Annotated in this window: 21 protein-coding genes and 2 riboswitches; of the genes, 2 read left to right on the top strand and 19 right to left on the bottom strand. The window is 36.0% G+C overall.

Annotated features, from left to right (window positions below):
* Positions 1–5 precede the first annotated feature (5 nt).
* From isdE to MKX67_RS07800, 16 genes are all read right to left on the bottom strand, one after another.
* Entirely contained in the window at positions 6–899 is an 894-nt protein-coding gene (gene isdE / locus MKX67_RS07875; RefSeq protein ID WP_342489103.1) for a heme ABC transporter substrate-binding protein IsdE, read from the bottom strand.
* 60 nt (positions 900–959) lie between these two features.
* Positions 960–2,693, bottom strand: coding sequence for an NEAT domain-containing protein (locus MKX67_RS07870; RefSeq protein ID WP_342489102.1), 1,734 nt, complete (start codon positions 2,691–2,693; stop codon positions 960–962).
* Between the two features lie 2 nt (positions 2,694–2,695).
* Positions 2,696–3,322 (bottom strand): NEAT domain-containing protein, encoded by a 627-nt coding sequence (locus MKX67_RS07865; protein WP_157733747.1) that lies wholly within the window; start codon positions 3,320–3,322, stop codon positions 2,696–2,698.
* Positions 3,323–4,000: 678 nt separating this feature from the next.
* Positions 4,001–4,777, bottom strand: coding sequence for an enoyl-CoA hydratase-related protein (locus MKX67_RS07860; protein ID WP_307318708.1), 777 nt, complete (start codon positions 4,775–4,777; stop codon positions 4,001–4,003).
* A gap of 152 nt (positions 4,778–4,929) precedes the next feature.
* The gene (locus MKX67_RS07855) at positions 4,930–5,733 is read right to left on the bottom strand and encodes an alpha/beta hydrolase (protein ID WP_180316986.1); all 804 of its coding nucleotides are present in this window, start codon (positions 5,731–5,733) and stop codon (positions 4,930–4,932) included.
* 207 nt (positions 5,734–5,940) lie between these two features.
* Complete coding sequence (ssuE, locus tag MKX67_RS07850; RefSeq protein ID WP_342489101.1) at positions 5,941–6,489, bottom strand: NADPH-dependent FMN reductase; 549 nt, start codon at positions 6,487–6,489, stop codon at positions 5,941–5,943.
* A gap of 13 nt (positions 6,490–6,502) precedes the next feature.
* Complete coding sequence (locus MKX67_RS07845) at positions 6,503–7,879, bottom strand: LLM class flavin-dependent oxidoreductase (protein WP_307318715.1); 1,377 nt, start codon at positions 7,877–7,879, stop codon at positions 6,503–6,505.
* A 13-nt stretch (positions 7,880–7,892) separates the two neighbouring features.
* Complete coding sequence (locus MKX67_RS07840) at positions 7,893–8,213, bottom strand: hypothetical protein (protein ID WP_095369891.1); 321 nt, start codon at positions 8,211–8,213, stop codon at positions 7,893–7,895.
* A 32-nt stretch (positions 8,214–8,245) separates the two neighbouring features.
* Complete coding sequence (locus MKX67_RS07835) at positions 8,246–8,413, bottom strand: YezD family protein (protein WP_095369892.1); 168 nt, start codon at positions 8,411–8,413, stop codon at positions 8,246–8,248.
* A gap of 20 nt (positions 8,414–8,433) precedes the next feature.
* Complete coding sequence (locus tag MKX67_RS07830) at positions 8,434–8,583, bottom strand: hypothetical protein (RefSeq protein ID WP_157733748.1); 150 nt, start codon at positions 8,581–8,583, stop codon at positions 8,434–8,436.
* Positions 8,576–9,364: an alpha/beta fold hydrolase gene (locus MKX67_RS07825; protein WP_095369893.1), complete on the bottom strand. Its 789-nt coding sequence runs from the start codon at positions 9,362–9,364 to the stop codon at positions 8,576–8,578. The genes MKX67_RS07830 and MKX67_RS07825 overlap by 8 nt, the downstream gene beginning before the upstream one ends.
* A 257-nt stretch (positions 9,365–9,621) precedes the next feature.
* A riboswitch (SAM riboswitch) is annotated at positions 9,622–9,724 on the bottom strand.
* An 83-nt stretch (positions 9,725–9,807) separates the two neighbouring features.
* Entirely contained in the window at positions 9,808–10,623 is an 816-nt protein-coding gene (locus MKX67_RS07820) for a MetQ/NlpA family ABC transporter substrate-binding protein (protein ID WP_342489100.1), read from the bottom strand.
* Positions 10,624–10,640: 17 nt separating this feature from the next.
* On the bottom strand, positions 10,641–12,038 hold the full coding sequence (locus tag MKX67_RS07815; RefSeq protein WP_342489099.1) for an LLM class flavin-dependent oxidoreductase: 1,398 nt from the start codon (positions 12,036–12,038) through the stop codon (positions 10,641–10,643).
* 158 nt (positions 12,039–12,196) lie between these two features.
* A riboswitch (SAM riboswitch) is annotated at positions 12,197–12,308 on the bottom strand.
* 61 nt (positions 12,309–12,369) lie between these two features.
* A complete protein-coding gene (locus MKX67_RS07810) occupies positions 12,370–13,929 on the bottom strand; it encodes a fatty acid--CoA ligase family protein (protein WP_341103361.1) in 1,560 nt (519 codons plus the stop codon).
* Positions 13,930–14,138: 209 nt separating this feature from the next.
* Complete coding sequence (locus MKX67_RS07805) at positions 14,139–15,125, bottom strand: lipoate--protein ligase (RefSeq protein ID WP_095369897.1); 987 nt, start codon at positions 15,123–15,125, stop codon at positions 14,139–14,141.
* 12 nt (positions 15,126–15,137) lie between these two features.
* The gene (locus MKX67_RS07800) at positions 15,138–15,872 is read right to left on the bottom strand and encodes an MBL fold metallo-hydrolase (RefSeq protein ID WP_307318727.1); all 735 of its coding nucleotides are present in this window, start codon (positions 15,870–15,872) and stop codon (positions 15,138–15,140) included.
* A gap of 158 nt (positions 15,873–16,030) precedes the next feature.
* On the opposite strand from MKX67_RS07800, the gene yhfH reads away from it, so the two are divergent.
* The gene (gene yhfH / locus MKX67_RS07795) at positions 16,031–16,165 is read left to right on the top strand and encodes a protein YhfH (protein WP_095369898.1); all 135 of its coding nucleotides are present in this window, start codon (positions 16,031–16,033) and stop codon (positions 16,163–16,165) included.
* 500 nt (positions 16,166–16,665) lie between these two features.
* Here the strand turns inward: yhfH and MKX67_RS07790 are convergent, their stop codons facing one another.
* The 3 genes from MKX67_RS07790 to hemE form a co-directional block, all read right to left on the bottom strand.
* Positions 16,666–17,244 carry a TetR/AcrR family transcriptional regulator gene (locus MKX67_RS07790; protein ID WP_095369899.1) on the bottom strand — a complete coding sequence of 193 codons (579 nt, stop codon included), beginning with the start codon at positions 17,242–17,244 and terminating at the stop codon, positions 16,666–16,668.
* A 104-nt stretch (positions 17,245–17,348) separates the two neighbouring features.
* Entirely contained in the window at positions 17,349–18,284 is a 936-nt protein-coding gene (hemH, locus tag MKX67_RS07785; RefSeq protein WP_342489098.1) for a ferrochelatase, read from the bottom strand.
* A gap of 37 nt (positions 18,285–18,321) precedes the next feature.
* The gene (hemE, locus tag MKX67_RS07780) at positions 18,322–19,362 is read right to left on the bottom strand and encodes a uroporphyrinogen decarboxylase (RefSeq protein ID WP_342489097.1); all 1,041 of its coding nucleotides are present in this window, start codon (positions 19,360–19,362) and stop codon (positions 18,322–18,324) included.
* Between the two features lie 175 nt (positions 19,363–19,537).
* On the opposite strand from hemE, the gene MKX67_RS07775 reads away from it, so the two are divergent.
* The gene (locus MKX67_RS07775) at positions 19,538–20,038 is read left to right on the top strand and encodes an antibiotic biosynthesis monooxygenase (RefSeq protein WP_095369902.1); all 501 of its coding nucleotides are present in this window, start codon (positions 19,538–19,540) and stop codon (positions 20,036–20,038) included.
* The last annotated feature ends 116 nt before the right edge of the window (positions 20,039–20,154 follow it).

Raw genomic sequence — 20,154 nt, 5'->3', positions numbered from 1 at the left:
TCCTTTTAATCTACGTATAGTATGTCTACAAGCTCATCAAGTGCATTTGTTACATTCAAATTAGCGGTTGTGGCAAATAAAGGTTCCCTCAGATCGTATACGCGATTATTTTTAACTGCATTAAAATGTTGCCAAATATTATTGTCTTTGAACTCACTATTAAACATTTCAACTACTTCATCGGGCATCCCATGTGATAATCGCAAAATGACATCAGCATCTGCTTCATGTAAATACTCTGTATTTGCTGATATATATTCTTCGTTAAAGCCAGTAATTGCGTTCTCACCACCAGCAACCTTCACTAAATTACCTACATAAGAGTTTTCTGTTGCCACTAAGTAGCTTCCAGGAATCCCGAGTAAGATTAGTACTTTTGGAGATTGATATTGTGCGGTTTTTTCTTGTACCTCTTCAATTTTACTTTCAACGTTTTGAGATAGAGCTTCTGCTTGAGCTTCACGATGATATGTACCTCCTAATTCCTTGATTGTTGTGATCATACTTTCTACACTTTGAAAGTTGAGAAATTCTGTTTCAATTCCTGCATTTACAAACGAGTCCTTCAAGTCATATTCTAATGTAGTCACTGATAAAACCTTATCAGCATTTAATGTTTTAATGACCTCCATATCAGGCTTCATAGGATTTCCAACCTCGACAACATCTTGATATCGTTCAGGTAGTGGAAATGAAGTGGTAGGTATTCCGACTAAATCCAGCTCCAGTTCGTTCATCACTTCTGCTATAGCAGTAGTTGTTGCAACAATTCTTACTTTTTCCTCTTCTGTTTGACCTTCATCTTTCGCTTCCTTCTCTTCAACTGCAGTCTGTCCGCCTGCACACCCAGCAATGAAAAATAATAGCATGATGCAAAATGTTAGTTGAATTCTTTTCATAAGAAACCTCCAAATGGGACTGCTGTTCAAAATGCGAACAGCAGTTTATTACTAAATTCCTTACATACCCATTCCTTTTAATCTGTATTTTCTAAATAAATAGAATCCAGACAAAAGAAGTAATGCTGCATAAATGCCTACTTGAAGATAATTTAATGAATCACCTGTTTTTACATTGGTTACATTTTTTTGATTATCTTTTGGTTGTTCTTGATTATCATTACGGTCAAATGGCAAATGACTATCATTGTTATTTCCACTTCCGCTACCCTTATCTTCCCCAGGAGTGATTGGAGGGGGTGTTTGACCATTACCATCATCGTCAATTTCAACATCCAAGCTCGATACATCTAACACAAATCGAACAGGATAAAGATGTGGTGCACCAATGGCTTCAATAGCAGCTACATATGTTTCTTGGATTGCTTCAATATCAACTGATAATACACGTTCTTCAGCTTCTTCGTCTCTACTTATTTCTTCTAAAGCTACCTTTTCACCAGCAATATCAAATTCAATTGTTCCTAACGTATCAAGCCCCGTCACTTGTGTAAATTGCAGGGAATACTCACCGTCATTTACAGTTAATAAAGCTTCATCCGCAAAATATTTCGCAAATGCAGATTCCGTATCAGAATCTACACCAAGAATAGATAATGGTAATGGATACTCACCATCTGCTAACACATCATCATTTGGTGCTGGCTCATTATCACCTGGTTCTTCTGTGCCTGGTTCTTCAGTTCCCGGATTCTCTCCTCCAGGTTCTTCAGTTCCTGGATCATTTCCAATTGGTTGGATGCTGTCTACATCATACTCAAGTGCTACATCATGAGTACTACCATAAGACATAACCATACGTAAATTAGTCAATTGGTTCACATCTGCTATTTGGAATTTAACTAGTTTTGTTTGTTCTGCAGCGTTCTCACTTACTACTTCTACATCTTCAAAAACATCATTTAATTCTGATTGAAGATTAGTAATTACATGACTTGCCCCTAAGTTGAAAGAAATATAAGGAACACCCTTTGCAATCGTTAACGTCGCTGGGCTTTGGAAAAATCCTGCCCAATTTGCAGGTGCTGGTTGCCCATCATATAACACTTGATATTTGATTGTATATTGACCATCTGCTAACTCTTCATTTCCTGGCTCTTCAGTTCCCGGTTCTTCTGTGCCTGGCTCCTCAGCTCCCGGCTCTTCTGTGCCTGGCTCCTCAGTTCCCGGCTCTTCTGTGCCTGGCTCCTCAGTTCCCGGCTCTTCTGTGCCTGGCTCTTCCGTTCCTGGCTCCTCAGTTCCCGGCTCTTCCGTGCTTGGCTCTTCTGGATTTGGTTCTTCAGGTTGATCTAATTCAACAGTAGTAATTGAATTTTCATCAAAAGAAAGTTGAATGGTATGGGTTCCGTAAGACATGAATAATTTCACATTTGTTGATTGATTCAGTCCATCAATAGGAAATTGATATACTCTTGAGGCCTGGTCTTCACTTACAACTTGGGCATCTTGATAGGTACCATTGGACTCTGTTTGTATCTTTTGCATTACTTGGTTGGCACCATTAATTTTTATCGTGATGCTTAATGCTCCATCTTTTGCTATTAATGATGCAGGATTTTCAAAAAAGCTATTCCAGCTTGCATTAGGCTGACCATTATATAAAATTTGATAATTAATGGTATACTTCCCATTTGCTAAATCTTGCGCAGCATTTACTTTTATTGGTGAGGCATTTTGTAAAACAGCTAAGGCAAGGACAAATAGTGCAACTGTTACTCTTAATAAGCGTTTCATATTTAACCCCTTTTCATTTGTTTTTGATAAGTGAATAAAATAAATAAAGCTGCACCGATAGCTAGTAGAACATAAAGTTGAACATTGTCTCCAGTCTCTGGATTAGCTACAACTTCTTGTTCTTGATTCTGTCCGCTGGTATTATTATCTTCTTCACCACCAGATGAAGCAGGTGCTGTTTCTTGATTATTCGTTGCCGCCTCAATTAACTTTGCATTCGCTTCATCAAAAGATAGTCTAATAGAATACCAGTGATCATAAGAGGCATCTGCAACGACATGAATTTTTGCATTTACAGGTTGAGAAATACTATTTACTGTAAACTGAACTGTTTCATTTTCACCGCTAGTTGATAGCACAGATACATTTTTTGATTCAACTTGGAAATCTTTAATCATGCTGCTCGTTGTTGTTAATTGGACCGTTATTTTGCCACCTTCTACTTTTACTTTTGCTGGCTTAGCAAAATACCCATCTGCCATGGATGCTGAGCCACTATCTGGTTTAATAACTGAGTACGACACAGAATATGTACCATCAGTTAGTGCAGCTGACGTATGTAGGGCTGGAGTAATGACTAAGAATACAATTACTGATAAAAGTAGAGCCGAAAACTTTTTGACTAACAAAAATATACCCTCCTCTATATAATTGATTATCATTCTCAATTATATTGAAATAAAAAAACTTATCTTCACCCTTATACAATAAGCCATAGGAATTTAATTGATTATCATTCTCAACGTTATACAAAAAAAATAATATGCCTCCTTCCCCTTTATGGACTAGGTAATTAGGATGATGACCGTTACAACGTAATTGTAGTTGATAATGATTATCATAGTCAATTGTTTTTTCGCAAATATTTAACATTTTTTTCACTTCTTTCGTTCAACACCAAATATTGGTCTATATTTTGGTCGAATGAATACTACCCTACTTTGTCAAGAAGCACATTACTATCTACTTGATTACTAAGCTAAAACATACTCACCTTTTATAGATAGCAAGTATCTTATTTGTGACTTTCCCATATACTTCTTCCTATTTTCTTAGATTTATTTTCCTATTCCGGGTCTAAAGCGTTACGCATGATTTTGCCCAGCTCTCATTTCCGTGAGTGATGCGACAAAATTCCTTTTGCGCGCTTTACAACAAAATGAAGGTATTGTTTTATATGGTGTATGCTAGGTTCTCCTTCTGGTACTGAAGTAAATATATTTAGTTTTTTTACAGCTGTTATTATCTCCACAAAAAAACCTTTAACAACTAATGAACAAATAGTGGTTAAAGGGTTTTTTAAACAGTTAGTTTCCTTGGAAATTCGGCTTTCTTTTCTCTGCGAAGGCTTGTAATGCTTCCACTCTGTCTTTTGTTGGTAGTAACACTTCATAAGCTTTTCTTTCAATATGTAATCCTGTATGTAAGTCAGTATTCATTCCTTGTTTAACAGCAAACTTTGCTTGTTTAAGTGCGATTGGGCCATTATTAAGCATTTTACTCGCAAATTGTATGACTGTATCTAACAATATATCTTCATTACATACCTCATTTACGATACCGTATTGCTGTGCTTCTATGGCTGATAACCTCTTCGCTGTTAGTATTAATTCCATTGCTTTTGTTTCACCAATTAAGCGAGGAAGCCTCTGCGTCCCTCCTGCTCCAGGAATAATAGCTAGACCTGTTTCAGTTAAGCCTACCTTAGCAACATCCGCCGCAAATCTAAAATCACAACATAGAGCAAGCTCTAAACCGCCACCAAACGCAAAACCATTAATAGCTGCAATCGTCGGCTGAGGCAACTCTGCAATCATATTAAAAACGTCCCCCATTTTATATAGGTTTCGCCTTACTTCCTCATCGGTAAGATTTCTTCTTTCTTTTAGGTCTGCACCAACACTAAATGCACGATTGCCCGTCCCAGTTAAAATAACTACTCTCACCTCTGGGTTTGCTCGAACATTTTCTACTTGCTGTTGTAACTCAATTAACGTTTCATAATTAAATGCGTTTAACGCATCAGGACGATTTAATTTTATTGTAGCAATATAATCGTTGATATCTAATTGAATTTGTTCCATACTCTAGCTCCTTTTCTTTTTTAAAAAATATTCATAACAATATTCGCCACTAAATCATGAAAACCCTTTCAAATATAAAACAAAGCCATTCACCTTAAAAAATTACATAGGAAAAACTAGCCTTCCCTATGAAGAAAAGCTAGTTACCTTCTTTATAAACCTTTAATATAGTTATCTACGATTTTGTTAAAAACATCAGTTTCCTCTAGAAAAGGGCAATGACAACTTTCCTCAAATATATGCAGCTTTGCATTCGGTAAAGCATTTAAAAGATGCTTGCCTGCCGCTACTGGTATCAACTTTTCTTCCTTACCAAAGCATAGAAGTGTGGGAATGTCGTAATCGGGTAGAGAGCTACGATAATCAACGACTGATTGATCAAACAGAATGGCACTTGCAACGGAAGCAGGTAATCTTGTCGTTTCTTCAAGCATCCAATCTAGCTCGCTTAGACTTAATTCTTTTTTAAACATTAGTGGAATGAAGCCTTTTAAAAAGGCTTTTTGGTCTCTTTGCACTTCTCTCATAAAACTAGTTAAAGTCTCCATATCAAAGGCGCCTATTGAGAAATCAGGCCATTTAAAATCGGAGGCAAGTTCATCTACGATTACTGTCGATTTAATATGTTTATCACCAAATAACTTTAAGTACTCCCATATGACAAATGCCCCCATCGACCAGCCAACAAGGGTCACATTCTCTAGTTTTAAATTTGTGATAAATTGTCTAATATCTTCGGCATACTGTGCAATGGTATGGCCATGATGGATTTTTTCTGATTGACCATGTCCTCGTAAATCTGGTATTAACACACGATAATCAGTCTTAAAGTATTCTATCTGCTTTTCAAAGAATCGACCACTCATCCATACACCATGAATAAAAATGACTGGTTCACCATTACCTACATCTTCAAAATAAATACTTGTACCGTCACTTAATTTCATTATTGTCACATCATCAACCTCCATTTTAAAAAATTCAATAATAATATAATCTATGCCTCAATCTATAAAAGTAGTGGCAAAACAATAGCTAAAATTTATCTTCTCTTATTTATTATACAACTCTAAATTTTATAAAAATATTGTATCTCAAAGTTTTTTCAAACAATTAAAGGAGCCGAACAAACAGGAGTTGTTCGGCAAAAAATATATTTTCAGTTATTTTAGTTGTAACTCCTTTATAGACAATAAAGAATGCAGACGATTTAATTCTTTATCTAATCTTTCCTTTACATGATTTTCGACAATAAAACAATGTTCTTCTGTTCTTTCAATCTCTTTATCTAAAACATATACACCCTGAAGGACTGTTTCTGCTCCTAAACTGGATATAACTGGTTTCAATGCATAATCAATCATAAGTAAATGTCCGAATGAGCCCCCTATCACAAGCGGTAATACAGATTTATCAACGAAGCCTTTTTGAGGTAATAAATCCAAATAAGCTTTTAGTACACCTGTATAAGAGGCTTTAAATACTGGTGTTAATATAATTACAGCATCTGATTTTTCTACTTTTTCATTCGCTGCGATAATTGCTGGGCTATCAAATTTTGCATGAATTAAATCTTCAGCAGGTAGCTCCCTTACTGTAATTTGCTCATATGGCACGCCCTTTTTGTTTAAAAAAGCAATCGCTTCTTGCTCTAATCCGTTTAAACGGGAATTGTTTGATGTGCTTCCCGATATGATTACAACATTTGTCATCTTCAGATGCCTCCTATTTTGTAACTGTCAACTTACTAAATTTTTTACCATAATGATGCTCTGGCAAATGGTCATACCCAAATAAATTCTTTCTTAAAGTACCTTCTTCATACTCTCTTCTTACGAGCCCCCTATCTTGTAGGATTGGAATGACATGCTCAACGAACTCTTCGAATGTACCTGGAGTGACGGCATATGCAACGTTAAACCCGTCAACTCCTGTCTCTTCTTTCCATCCTTCTAATTGATCAGCAACAGAGTGTGCTGTACCAACAGCCACTTGACCCATCCCGCCAACACCAACAAATTTGGCAATGTCATCGACCGTCCAACTCTTTGTAGAATCTATATTCGTAAATGTTTCAACGATTGACTGAATGGCGTCATTTTTAACGTACTCGATTGGTTGATTTGCTTTATACTCTGAGAAGTCGATACCACTCCACCCCCCAAATAACGCTAATGATCCTTCATAACTAGCATGGTTTTGATAGTCCTCATACTTAACTCTAGCATCTTCCTCTGTTTCACCGATAATAGGCGTGACGAGAGAGAGAATCTTTACTTCACTGGGGTCTCTCCCCTCCGCTCTTACTGCTTCCCTAATTTTATCGACTATTACTTTACCGGCTTCTTTTGTGGGCACACTTATAAAGACCAACTCTGCATGTTTAGCAGCAAACTTTCTCCCTCTTGTAGATGCACCCGCTTGAAAAATAACCGGTGTCCTTTGCGGAGAAGGTTCACATAGATGTGCACCTGGCACCTTAAAATATTTCCCTTCATGGTTAATATCGTGAACTTTACTTGGATCTGTATAGAGCCCTTTTTCCTTGTCTAAAACCACTGCGTCGTCTTCCCAGCTTTGTTCCCACAGTTTATATGTGACATCTAAATATTCATCAGCTATCTCATAACGTTCATCATGGCTGATTTGTTGATCTAGTCCTATATTTAGTGCGGCACTATTTAAATAAGATGTGACAATATTCCAACCTATTCTTCCTTTTGTTAAATGATCGAGAGTGGACATCCTCCTTGCAAATACATATGGATGTTCAAAACTAGTTGAAACCGTTAGACCAAACCCTAAATGTTTTGTTACTTGCGCCATTATAGGAACAACGAAAGCAGGATCATTAACTGGCACTTGTACCCCTTGTTTAACCGCTGCTTCTCTAGAATTTTGATAAACATCATATGTACCAAGCACATCTGCCAGGAAAATGGCATCAAAACGTCCCTTTTCAAGTACTTGAGCCAAATGTGTCCAATATGATATGTCTTTATAAGTGGAAGATTGATCATCCTTATGTGTCCATAGTCCTGGTGATTGATGCCCAGCGCAGTTCATATCAAAAGCATTGAGGTACATTCTTTTCGCGGTCATTTTTAATTCTCCTTTAGTGATCATATTTTATAAAAAACTCATCAAGTGCTTTACTTAAACCACCTTTTCCAAATTTGATTCTCGTTTTATTGTTTCGATTTTCAATTTGATTCGAGGCAAAATCCAAAAACGCGATGACGAACAGTCTCCTAACAATTATTGAATGCAACCCTTTGTCATAAAGCGATTGTTCAACCGTATGGAAGATTCCTTTATTAATATTAAAAGATTGACAACACCATCTAATAAAGTGAAAGTCAGGTAGATTCAAGTACATGCAGCCTGATAGGTTTTTAGCTACATTGGGTGCTTGATTACTAATTGTTGACTGCATGTAACTCACTCCTTTTCATTTGCTCCATTCCATCATTTTTTATTTTGTTGTTTCTTTTTCAGAGCAAATCGTTTCTTCTCGGTAATGTCAATTTGGGTAATATCCCCTTCGTGTACAGTAATGGTGACACAACCATATTCGAGTTCCTTTAATGTTGTGAGAATGGTATGAATTTTATCTTGATCAATGTGTTTTTCCATAAAATTCTCCTTTATGGGACTTATTTTAGTCTTTTTACAAGCTCCTCTATTTCTGTAAGTGTTAACTGTTCTAATTCATGTCGCTTGAACTTTATTTCATCTATAGTAAGCATAAGGTTGATTAAGGTTTGTTTTCTCTTTGCTATCGCTTTTTGTAAAAACTTAGCCAACCTCTTTTCCCCCCCACTCGGTGTTCTTTTTTTCTTCATTCATCGTATCTAGAAATTCTGTTGTATCCTGAATAATTTTGGTCTGATCATAATCCATGGATGCTACATGGTATGAGTTGTAAAGGACTCGAAGCCATTTATGATCTGTTTGAATTTCGATAAAAATACGATCTGTATTCTCTGGAGGTACAACATGATCATGGATAGACTTAAAGCATAATATTGGGCAATGAATTTGAGATAAACTTTTTCCTGCGTCACTCATTACCTTTTGTAAAGAGTGAACTGCTTTTACCGGAATATTATCGTAAGTAATTTCATGTATAGTCGGATTTTTGATATCTGGGCTACCTTCGTCAATATAGTGTTTCTCATCGTAATATCTTAAATACTCGTAATCTGGTAATGTCAGTGCAGTATTAATTAGGATCAGACCATCCAGCTCTCCATATTTCTTAGCTAACAACAGCGCTAATGCACCGCCCATAGATTGACCTAAACAATAGACTTGTTTGCACTTCTCCTTTAATTGCTTATAAGCTGTAACAACATCATTGAACCAATCATCATAACCATATAACTCTAAATCTCTGCTTTTTGTTCCATGTCCCGTGAGCCTTGGGGCATGAACAGTAAAACCCCTATTTGCAAGTTCCGCACCCAAGTCCTCAATGCTCTGCGGTGTTCCAACAAAGCCATGAATGAGGAGAATACCAATGTCCCCACCTTCATAATAAAAAGAATCTGCACCTGGTATAACTGTTGATTCTACTCTTTTCATTTTTTCGTCCTCCTTTATATTGCAACATTTTGGTGGACAATGGTTGACTACCATTGCCGATTTTTCCCGTTGATGTAAATCTAGCTGCACTACTGCCTTTGGAGGTCCAATCAGCAACTTTAATTCCAACTTAACAAATAGGTTTAATCAGTTTAAAAACAGCATTTGTATAGAGGAGATCATCCCTTGGTGATTAAATCATGCAAAATAAAAAACCTCTTCTGACAAGAAGAGGTTAAAGTTCCGTTCTTTATCTCTCCTTATCTTTCAAGCAACAGCTTGCTGGAATTGGCACAGTGCAATAAATTGCCTGTTGCCGAGGCTTCAAAGGGCCAGTCCCTCCACCTCTCTGGATAAGAAAAATCATATTAAATTTTATATCATTTACTCTATAATATTTATCAATATTTGTCAATTTTTTTTTAAAAATTAAGATGATTTACTCATTCGCCCATCCATTCTGGCTTATGAAAACCTTTAAAGTTTTCTTCAATTACTTTTGCAAATTCCTCCGACTCTATGGCTTCAATGATATCCTTTGCCATTTGGGCGTCCTTATCTTCTTTACGAACAACAATCCTATTTTGGATTTCCTCAGGAATTTGATCCCGATAAATTGCTGTTGTTAAATCTAATCCTGCAGCAACCGCAAAGTTACCATTAACAGCAGCAAGATCAACTGATTCAAGAGACCTTGGCAGTTGGGCTGCATCTACTTCATGGAATTTCAAATTTTTCGGGTTAGATAATACATCATTTACTGTTGCATTGACTGGGTTTATATCATCTTTCAATTCTATTAAACCAGCATCACGCGCAACTGTTAATCCTCTCGCTAAGTTTGTAGGATCATTAGCAATGGCCATCGTGCTGCCATCTTTCACTTCTTCAAGGGAGTTGAATTTTTCTGAATAAATACCAATTGGAGCTGTAGGAACAGAAATAATATCTACTAGATCCATCCCTTTTTCAGTGTTAAAATTCTCTAAGTACACTTTATGTTGAAATAAATTACCATCCAAATCTCCACTATCTAAAGCAATATTCGGTTGAACATAATCATTAAATTCCTTTACTTCTACTTTGTACCCTTTTTCCTCAAGTAGTGGTGCTACACCTTGCTCAAGCATATCACTATAAGGAACTGTCGCCCCTAAGACCATCTCTTTCTTTTCTTCGCCGGATGAACCTGATGTCCCACATGCACTTAAAACAGTGCAACCAGTCAGTACAAAAAATAATAACCAAACTTTTCTCATACCCTTCACCTCTTATTTTAATTATTTATCTTTTCACCTTTACGATATTTACTTCCTGGATGACCACTCGGTAAAAGGGGCGAGCCATGAGTAAAAAGCTTTTCTCTTAACGTACCCTTTTTGTATTCCTTTTTATATAAACCACGTTCTTGTAGAATCGGAATAACAAGCTCAATAAAATCTTCCAAATCTGCTGGCGTTACTAAATGATTTAAATTAAAACCATCGACACCAGAGGCTTCAAACTGATATTGAATTTGGTCTGCTACTTCTGATGGATTGCCGACAATTATATTGTCTCTATCTAATCCTTCTAGTTTTGAAATCGCTTCTTTAATCGATAGTTTTTTCTTCGCATCTTTCGTTAATGAAGCAGCTTTATAATGCCCATGCTCTGTAGCTTTAAATTCAAATGGGTTATCTAACTCATCCTTTGTAAATTCCGCAACATTATAACCGCTTGCGCCCCCAAACTGTGCTTTCGCTGCATCTGCACTCCATAATTGGTTGTATTCAGCAAATTTCTCTTCCGCTTCTTCAGTTGTCTTACCTACGATGACTGTTAGGAAAGTGAATATTTTAATATCTTCCGGATTCCTGCCATATTCTTCCGCTTGTTTTCGAATATCCTCTGTATAATTTCTTACTCTTTCAGGTGTTGGCCCACCTACAAATACACATTCTGCATGTTTTGCTGCAAAAGCACGTCCTTTAGGAGAAGTCCCTGCTTGATATAAAACAGGTGTTCTTTGTTGTGACGGTTCTGTTAAATGCGGTCCTTCGACATCAAAATATTCTCCTTTATGGTGAATTTCATGGATTTTCTTACGGTCGATTAATACCCCTTGTTCTGTATCTTCTATCACTGCTCCATCTTCCCAGCTTGATTCCCACAGTTTATAAACGACATCCATATATTCATCGGCAATTTCATAACGCTTATCGTGTTTGATCATATCTTTGAAACCAAAATTTCTTGCTGCATTAGGAAGATAAGAAGTAACGATATTCCATGCCACTCTTCCTTTTGTCAAATGATCTAATGTGGAAAACCGTCTTGCCTGCCCAAAAGGTGGCTCATATGTTGTACTCACCGTTAATGCAAATGACAGATGCTCTGTCACTGCTGCCATAGCAGGGATGACAAACGCCCCATCATTAACAGGAAACTGTAATCCATCGTTAATTGAAGGTTCTTTACTTTCTTTATACGTATCATAAACACCTAATACATCCGCAAAAAAGACAGCATCGAATTTTCCCTTCTCGAGTGTTTTGGCTAATTCCATCCAATAATTAATATCTTTATAGGCACGATGTCGTTTGGAATCTTTATGCTTCCATAGCCCATGAGAATTGTGCATTGCACTTGTCATTTCAAATGCATTCAATATCATTTGTTTTTTATAACTCATACTGCCATTACCTCCACTAATACTTCTACAAAAGAAGCATAATAATGTATTTATCAATTGTGCTAAGAATGTTTATCGCTTTTGGTGGTCCAATCAGCCATAAAAAAACCTCTTCCAAAAAGGAAGAGGTAACGTACGCTCATAAATATTTCATTCTCTTCCTATCTTTCAAGCTAAATGCTAGCTTGCTGGAATTGGCACAGTACTTGCAATGCTAAGTCTGTTGCCGAGGCTTCGTAGGGCCAGTCCCTCCACCTCTCTAGATAGTGGTTATTTAATTGATATAGTTACTCTAAAATATTTAGAATCTTTTGTCAACATGTTTTTTAACTTATGCTTCCTGATTTTCTAGTACCTTTTTCTTAAGAGCACGTCGCAGTATCTTTCCTGTTGTATTCTTCGGCAATTCTTCTAAAAATTCTATAGAGGAAGGAATTTTGTATTTGGCTAACTTTTCTTTACAATAAGTCAATAAATGTGCCTCTGTTAAATTTTCAGTTTTAGGTACAATATAGGCTAAAACTTTTTCTCCTGTATTCTGATCAGGTACACCTAAAACAGCCGCTTCTACAATGTCAGGATGGTCATAAAAAACCTCTTCTACTTCCCTTGGATACACATTATAGCCACCAACAATTATCATATCTTTCTTACGGTCAACAATGTAGAAGTATCCTTCTTCGTCCCTCTTAGCTAAGTCACCTGTATATAACCAATCTTCCTTTAAACAGGCAGATGTTTCTTCAGGCATTTTGTAATATCCTTTCATAACGTTAGGGCCTTTCACAACAAGCTCCCCTACTTCACCTACAGCGACCTCTTCTCCTAATTCATTAACTACTTTATTTTCAACATGAATAATAGATGTGCCAATCGACCCCGGTTTCCGTGGACGATCTAGTGGGTTAAAGCATGTGACCGGAGAAGCTTCTGATAAGCCATAGCCTTCAGAAATAACCACATTGAATTTCTTCTCAAAATTTTCTAACAATGCAACAGGAAGTGAAGCACCTCCAGAAATACATAATCTCATAGATTGGAAGACACCAGGGTTGCCTTCAGGATATTGATAAAGAAAATTATACATTGTAGGCACGCCGGCAAAAACAGTTGGCTTGTATTTTTCCGCTAAACGGAAAATTTCTTTCGGACTAAATTTAGGGTCTATTAAGATTGTTGCTCCACTTATCAGAGGTGCATTCAAAGCAACAGTTAAGCAAAACACGTGAAACATAGGTAAGGTTGTAATCACCGTGTCACGTTCATTAATCTGCAAATAGTCCGCGACATCACTCGCATTACTATACAGGTTACGATGAGTTAACATGGCTCCTTTAGGTTTGCCTGTTGTTCCTGATGTATAGAGTATAATCGCGACATCATCGGGTGTAACATCTGCATCAACAAATGTTACATCTCCATTGGAAACAAGCTCTGAAAACGATTTCAATTTAGGAAATACCGACTTATCTCCCAGAGCTGGAAGTCCACTTGTTTGACCGGTTTCGCAGACAATATAATGCTTAATATCTGTTAATAAATGATGCATTTTTTCTGCTAATGGTAATAATTGCTCAAGCATAATCACCGCTTTTACATCGCCATCTCTTAAAATATAGCCAATTTCTTCAGGCGTATAGATAGGGTTTATCGGTATGACCTTTGCCCCTAGCTTTAACGCACCATATAAACTAATAACAAAATGCGGCGAATTACCAAGTAGCAAGGCAATATGATCACCTTCTTTAATACCTAATGACGAAAGTCCTGATGCAAACCTTGTTACTTGTTCATCGAGCTTTGCGTATGTACATGCTTGATCCATAAAATAATACGCATTTTTTTCCCCATTTTCTAAGGCAATCTTGTGAAGCTGACTTGTTAAATTCAAGTTTCTCCCTCTTTTCTGAATGAATAGTCATTCATTTTTATAATATAAATTTTCTAAATTTATTATATTAAAAGAAATTTCAGGATTCAAGTAGTCTACGGAGATCTACTCTATTTTTTTCTTTATAAATAAAATAAAAAGCATAAAAGTTCTTCATCCTAAACGGTGAAAATACTTATATGCCTTAGTAAAAACAGACTGATACAGCTCTAATAAACTAAATTTACAAAGTCTTCTATAGTGATATTACCGAAATAATGTTTTATATTTACACCAGCTAGCGCCTTTTCAATTTCACTTTTTTCGTAGCGGATGCCTTCTAACTTTTCTTCAATATCGGTTACATCTCCGACACCAAAGAAATCACCGTAAATTTTACATTCAGTAATTTGTCCTTTTGTTACATTCAGTCTAATGTCAATAGAACCCACTGGGAATCTTTTAGAATGCTCATAATCAAATTTTGGTGACTTGCCATAGTTCCACTCCCAATTTTGATATCTTTGTTCTGAGATTTTGTGAATTTCTTCCCAGTCTTTTTCTGTTAGGCGATATTCACTTACTTCACTACCTTCAAAAATATGATGTAAAATTAGCTGTCTAAATTCTTCGATAGAAATTTTTTCAGTTAAAAATTCAGAGATGTTTGCTACCCGGCTACGAATAGATTTGATTCCTTTTGATTCAATCTTATCCTTTCTCACTTTAAGTGCAGAGACAACATTTTCAATTTCTGAATCGAGCATTAATGTTCCATGGCTAAACATTCTCCCTTTTGTAGAGAACTGTGCATTTCCAGAAATCTTTCTCCCATCTACTGTCAAATCATTTCTACCGCTTAATTCTGCATTTACACCTAACTTTTTTAGAGCAGTAATTACTGGTTCAGTGAATTTTAAGAAATTATGAAAGCTTTCGCCATCATCCTTTGTGATGAAACTAAAGTTTAAATTACCAAGATCATGGTATACAGCACCGCCACCAGATAAACGGCGCACCACATGCAGTCCATTTTTTTCAACGTATTCTGTATTGATTTCTTCAATCGTATTTTGGTTTTTACCAATTATGATAGATGGTTTATTTATGTAGAACAATAGATATGATTCATTAATATCTAAATTCTTCAACGCATATTCTTCAATAGCTAAATTAATGCGAGGATCTGTAATTCCTTGATTATCTATAAATTTCATGGTACCACTCCTTTAAATTTCAAAAGTCATGCCAAATGCGGCTAGACTAATCGGTCCTTTGTACTCTGTTAAAGCTTCATCCTTTAACGATTCTATATTACCATAATGGGGCAAATGGGTTAATAGAAGATGCTTCACTTTAGCTATTTGTGCTAACCGACCAGCATCATAGCTATTCATATGTCCCGCATTTTTACCTTCTTGATGTCCATAAAAATTACACTCACATAGAAGTATATCTGCTTCATGAGCAAACCCTTCTAACTCTTCTTTATATGAGGTATCACCTGTATATACAATTACTTTATTATCTACTTTTATGCGCATCGCAAAGCATAATACAGGGTGGTTAGTCCGTTGAAAAGTAATTGTAAAGGGACCAACTGTTAATGGTAGGCTCTCTTTAATAGGTACACCTTCTGAGATATTTTTATAATTTAATTTTTGGAATTCATATTCATTTTCATCATGCCCATAAATCGGTAAAATACTTGTTTTTTTTCCTAAGTACCCTTGAATTAAACGAGCATGTTGAAGTACACCTATATCAGCATGATGATCTGGGTGGTAGTGGGAAAGTATGACTGCGTCTAACTCCTCTGGTTGTTTAATCTCTTGCATTTTGGATATAACAGCACTTCCACAGTCAATTAATAATGTAAAATCATCATGCTCTAATAAGTACCCCGCAGTTGCTTCTCCCACTTTTGGATAACCTCCACATGCACCTATAACCGTTAACTTCATTGCATTTCCCTCCTTTTGATTCATCTCTAACTATACTAAATAATGCCCATTTTTTCATTTTTGCTAATTTGTATTGAAACAGCTGTTGACTATATAAATCTGTTATAATACAATATAAATATCAAAACAATTCAATTAACGATTAGGAGGCTTCAACCATGGTTCAAAACATTTTAGATTTCTTTAGGAATCTCCCACAAAAGCAATGTACTGAATGCGGGAAGTCCATCGAAGAGCAACATGAATGTTACGGTAATAAGTGTGACCATTGTTTAGGTGTCTCAGATTTATAGAATGCTAGTTTCCATCCCTTAATATATAACCATTGGAAGAAGAAGGCCTGCTCCCCTTAGCAAGTCTTCTTTTTGTTTTACTCCAACAAGCCTTCTAGTATGAATGACTTTTGAATCCAGGTGTAAAAAGAATAAATACTGTTACAAAAAACCTCAGCTTGGCATTTCTTTCTATTTTTTGATCTGATTGAGACGCAAATCACCCTAGCTCAGCTCTCATTTCCATTTCCGATTTTGACTGACTTGGAAACTCTATTTGCTCGGCTTCATTTCTGTTATTCAAACAGAATGACTTATTTAAGTCCGGACTCTCTTACCCCGCTGAGTGAAGATTGGTTTTGCTGGAGTGAGCTAATTCATACAATATTTTAGCGCTGCTTAGATTTACCTTTTAAATAAGCACAGTGAAATAACTGTTATCTAAAATCACTTTATTAGAAACAAAAAAACCAGCCCACACTTGATGTGCGAGCTGATTTGATGATGATTCCATCCTACATTCATGATTTTATAAGCCCTTTAAACACATACCTTTCCATAAGCTCAGCGATTTCACTTTTCGAAAGTGGGGCATGCTGTCTTTCCCAATCAAAAATGAGTGATATGTATAACTTTAACATAATAAAGGCAGTCAATTCAGGGTCGCACGGCTCGATTTCTCCTTTATCAATACCTAATGTTTTTACCTTTTCTCCTATATAAGAAATGATTTCTCTTTCCATTTTGTTCGTCATCTCTATAACTGCAGTGGTCCCCATTTCTTTTCCCTCTTGGAACAGCTTAATTGTTAATTGATGCTCTAGTCTATATTCCAAAATGCGATATAGAGCTAAATGTAAATTTTCTTGTAAAGATAAATCTGGTGACAAAACCTGCTCTGCCTCTATTTTCATTTCTCTAATAAGTGCCGTAATAATTTCATCAAATAATTCTTCTTTATTTTTAAAAAAAGTATATATTGTCCCTTTTCCTACATTAGCAATTTTGGCTACTTGCTCCATTGTTGTAGCTTTATAGCCAAAAAGAGAAAATGATTTTGTGGCAGCTTGAATAATTAATTGTTTACGGTCAACGGCCATTTAATTCTCCCCTCTCTATGACCAAACTGTTCATATTGTCAAAAAATCCTTAAAAAAGAAACCGCTTCTTTATGAAAATAAAAAAAGCGGTTGCAATCAACTCATTACTTATTTTTCATTCTGTCTAAGACAACTGTTGCTAAAGAATCAATAAACGCTGGATGACTATTTGGCATTTCTGGACGATAGTAGGCAGCTCCTATTTCATCTGTAACCACCTTACATTCATAGTCATTATCATATAAGACTTCTAAATGATCAGCGACAAAACCGACTGGTGCATAAATAAATGCTTTATAGCCTTTTTTTGCATGTAAATCTTTTGTTAAATCCTGCACATCAGGCCCTAACCATGGGTCAGGTGTATTTCCTTCGCTTTGCCAACCGACAGCAAATTCACGAACGCCAGCTTCTTTAGCAATTAACTCAGCTGTTTCTTGTAGTTGATCAGGATATGGATCACCATATTCTTTAATCTTTTCTGGTAAGCTATGTGCAGAGACAATTAATATATATTGATCTCTTTCTTCACTTGACATTTTAGCGATTTGCTTCTTCACACCATCTGCCCAAAATTGAATAAATTTCGGTTCCTTATACCAACTATCAACTGAGTAAATAGTTGGACCATCAAGCGTCTGAGCTTTATCTTCTGCTCGTCCATTATAAGATTTAATGCTAAAAGTAGAATAATGTGGTGCAAGAACAAGACTGACAGCTTTAGTAATCCCATCATTATGCATTTGTTGAACTGCATCTTCAACGAATGGTTCTATATGCTTTAAACCGATATAAGCTTTAAACTCATATTGATCTTGAATCTGATTTAAATGTTCTTGAAGTGATAGCGCTTGATTCTCAGTTATTTTTGCTAATGGCGATATTCCTCCAATCGCTTTATAGCGACTCTTTAAATCTTCTAACATCTCTTCCGATGGAGTTCTACCATGTCTAATATGTGTGTAGTAACGTTCAATATCTTCTTCTTTATAAGGTGTTCCATAAGCCATTACTAACAAACCAATTTTTTCTTTATTCATTCTTACACCTCTTTAAAAATGATTACTTTTTCTTTTATTATTTCCCAAATTGTTCCTTAGAATAACTGTGGATAAACGATGTGAGTTTTTTTAATGTCTCAGGATTTACTTCTGGGAAGACACCATGTCCTAAGTTAAAAATATATCCGGGTTGACTCATGCCTTCATCAAGAATAGCACAGACCTTTTTCTCAATTACTTCCCACGGAGCAAGTAACAAGGCTGGCTCTAAATTCCCCATCACTGTCTTTGAAATACCCCTTGACCTTGCTTCACTAATTGGCAACCTCCAGTCAAGGCCTACAACATCAATTGGAAGGTCATTCCATTCATTCGCTAAATGACTCGCGCCAACACCGAACATAATAAGTGGTACCCCTTCATCTTTCAAACTAGAGAAGATTTTTTCCATGACGGGTTTAATATAAATACGATAATCTTCTACATTTAATGCACCAACCCAAGAATCAAAAACTTGAATGGCACTAGCACCTGCTTTAATTTGCGCTTTTACATATGTGATTGCCATTTCACCTAATTTATCCATAAGTGCAAACCATGCTTTTGGTTCTGAATACATAAACGCTTTTGTCTTATAATAATTTTTAGAAGGTCCACCTTCAATCATATAACTCGCTAATGTGAATGGTGCACCGGTAAAACCAATTAACGGTACAGTTAATTGCTCTTTTGTTAATAACTTAATCGTATCTAGAATATATGGAACATCTTCTTCAGGATGTATCTCGCCGAGCTTCTCAACGTCTTGCATCGAACGAATTGGTTCATCAATGACTGGACCCACACCAGGTTTTATGTCAACTTTCACACCGAGACTTGGAAGCGGTGACATGATATCCTTGTACAAAATAGCCGCATCATTGTTATACTGTTCTACAGGAAGTCTTGTTACATATGCGCATAATTCAGGTTGATGTGTAATCTCGAACAAAGAGTATTTTTCCTTAATTGCGCGATATTCCGGCTGTGATCTGCCTGCTTGTCTCATATACCACACAGGCACATAATCAGTCTTCTCTCCTCGAGCCGCCTTTAGGAATGTATCATTTATAGTCATTAAATTAAGTCCACCTTTCATTTGCCTTATGTATTTTCCATACAAATAAGCTTAGAATTATTCTTATTTAGTAAATGTTCACATTAACTATAACTTTTTTCGGTGTTTATTGTACAGTACCCGCTTCAAATGTCGAAAATTTGACGTTTTTATCATTAAAATCGAGGTGAAAGTAATGAATCTTTATATGACAAGCGGCACTAAAAATTTCCTACTTCCCCTGATGGAAAAATTCAGTAATGAGAATATCGTTCTCATGCAAAATAGTCAGAATACCCTGTTAGTACATGAAACAGAAAGCAAAAAAAGTAAGTTTCAACAACCAAAATCTTATCACATCCATGATTCAACTGGAGACCTTCATAGAAGTAAATTTATTGCTATTCAATATATCCCCTTAACTGATGAAGGAAAACCCATTTTCGAATTCAAATTTCAGCAATTCTCTTCAAACTTTACAAATACAATTGGTTTTAGAGCAGCTAGGGTTTTAACTCCGATGAAAGGTCATACTTATGTAATTATTACAGCCTGGGACTCCGAATCTTCATATAAGAACTGGGAAAGTACAAATCCTATAGCAAAAAAAATACAGGAAGAACAAAGTAATAAGAAAGAATTACTATCAGATCCTGCATATACCAGTTTTTATTATATACAAACGACAGATAAATAAAAGCTTCCCACTTGAAAAAACATCAGCCAATTACAGTAATAGAAAAAAACGCCAGCGACGAGAATGTTTATAAAAAGGCTGAGGCTACTTCACTTCGCCTCAGCCCTATCAATTTT

Source organism: Cytobacillus sp. FSL W7-1323 (assembly GCF_038595015.1).
In the GTDB taxonomy this organism is placed as follows: Bacteria; Bacillota; Bacilli; order Bacillales; family Cytobacillaceae; genus Cytobacillus; species Cytobacillus kochii.
Note: the sequence above shows the minus strand (reverse complement) of the source record. Positions and strands in the feature narration are given on the sequence as shown.

What these genes read in the sequence shown, in the direction of transcription:
- MKX67_RS07775 (WP_095369902.1), top strand. Translation starts at nt 19,538, where the DNA reads ATGAATCTTTATATGACAAGCGGCACTAAAAATTTCCTACTTCCCCTG.
- yhfH (WP_095369898.1), top strand. Translation starts at nt 16,031, where the DNA reads ATGGTTCAAAACATTTTAGATTTCTTTAGGAATCTCCCACAAAAGCAA.
- MKX67_RS07820 (WP_342489100.1), bottom strand. Translation starts at nt 10,623, where the DNA reads ATGAGAAAAGTTTGGTTATTATTTTTTGTACTGACTGGTTGCACTGTT.
- ssuE (WP_342489101.1), bottom strand. Translation starts at nt 6,489, where the DNA reads ATGACAAATGTTGTAATCATATCGGGAAGCACATCAAACAATTCCCGT.
- MKX67_RS07815 (WP_342489099.1), bottom strand. Translation starts at nt 12,038, where the DNA reads ATGAGTTATAAAAAACAAATGATATTGAATGCATTTGAAATGACAAGT.
- MKX67_RS07790 (WP_095369899.1), bottom strand. Translation starts at nt 17,244, where the DNA reads ATGGCCGTTGACCGTAAACAATTAATTATTCAAGCTGCCACAAAATCA.
- MKX67_RS07870 (WP_342489102.1), bottom strand. Translation starts at nt 2,693, where the DNA reads ATGAAACGCTTATTAAGAGTAACAGTTGCACTATTTGTCCTTGCCTTA.
- isdE (WP_342489103.1), bottom strand. Translation starts at nt 899, where the DNA reads ATGAAAAGAATTCAACTAACATTTTGCATCATGCTATTATTTTTCATT.
- MKX67_RS07800 (WP_307318727.1), bottom strand. Translation starts at nt 15,872, where the DNA reads ATGAAGTTAACGGTTATAGGTGCATGTGGAGGTTATCCAAAAGTGGGA.
- MKX67_RS07835 (WP_095369892.1), bottom strand. Translation starts at nt 8,413, where the DNA reads ATGGAAAAACACATTGATCAAGATAAAATTCATACCATTCTCACAACA.
- MKX67_RS07840 (WP_095369891.1), bottom strand. Translation starts at nt 8,213, where the DNA reads ATGCAGTCAACAATTAGTAATCAAGCACCCAATGTAGCTAAAAACCTA.
- MKX67_RS07860 (WP_307318708.1), bottom strand. Translation starts at nt 4,777, where the DNA reads ATGGAACAAATTCAATTAGATATCAACGATTATATTGCTACAATAAAA.
- MKX67_RS07825 (WP_095369893.1), bottom strand. Translation starts at nt 9,364, where the DNA reads ATGAAAAGAGTAGAATCAACAGTTATACCAGGTGCAGATTCTTTTTAT.
- hemE (WP_342489097.1), bottom strand. Translation starts at nt 19,362, where the DNA reads ATGACTATAAATGATACATTCCTAAAGGCGGCTCGAGGAGAGAAGACT.
- MKX67_RS07845 (WP_307318715.1), bottom strand. Translation starts at nt 7,879, where the DNA reads ATGACCGCGAAAAGAATGTACCTCAATGCTTTTGATATGAACTGCGCT.
- hemH (WP_342489098.1), bottom strand. Translation starts at nt 18,284, where the DNA reads ATGAATAAAGAAAAAATTGGTTTGTTAGTAATGGCTTATGGAACACCT.
- MKX67_RS07805 (WP_095369897.1), bottom strand. Translation starts at nt 15,125, where the DNA reads ATGAAATTTATAGATAATCAAGGAATTACAGATCCTCGCATTAATTTA.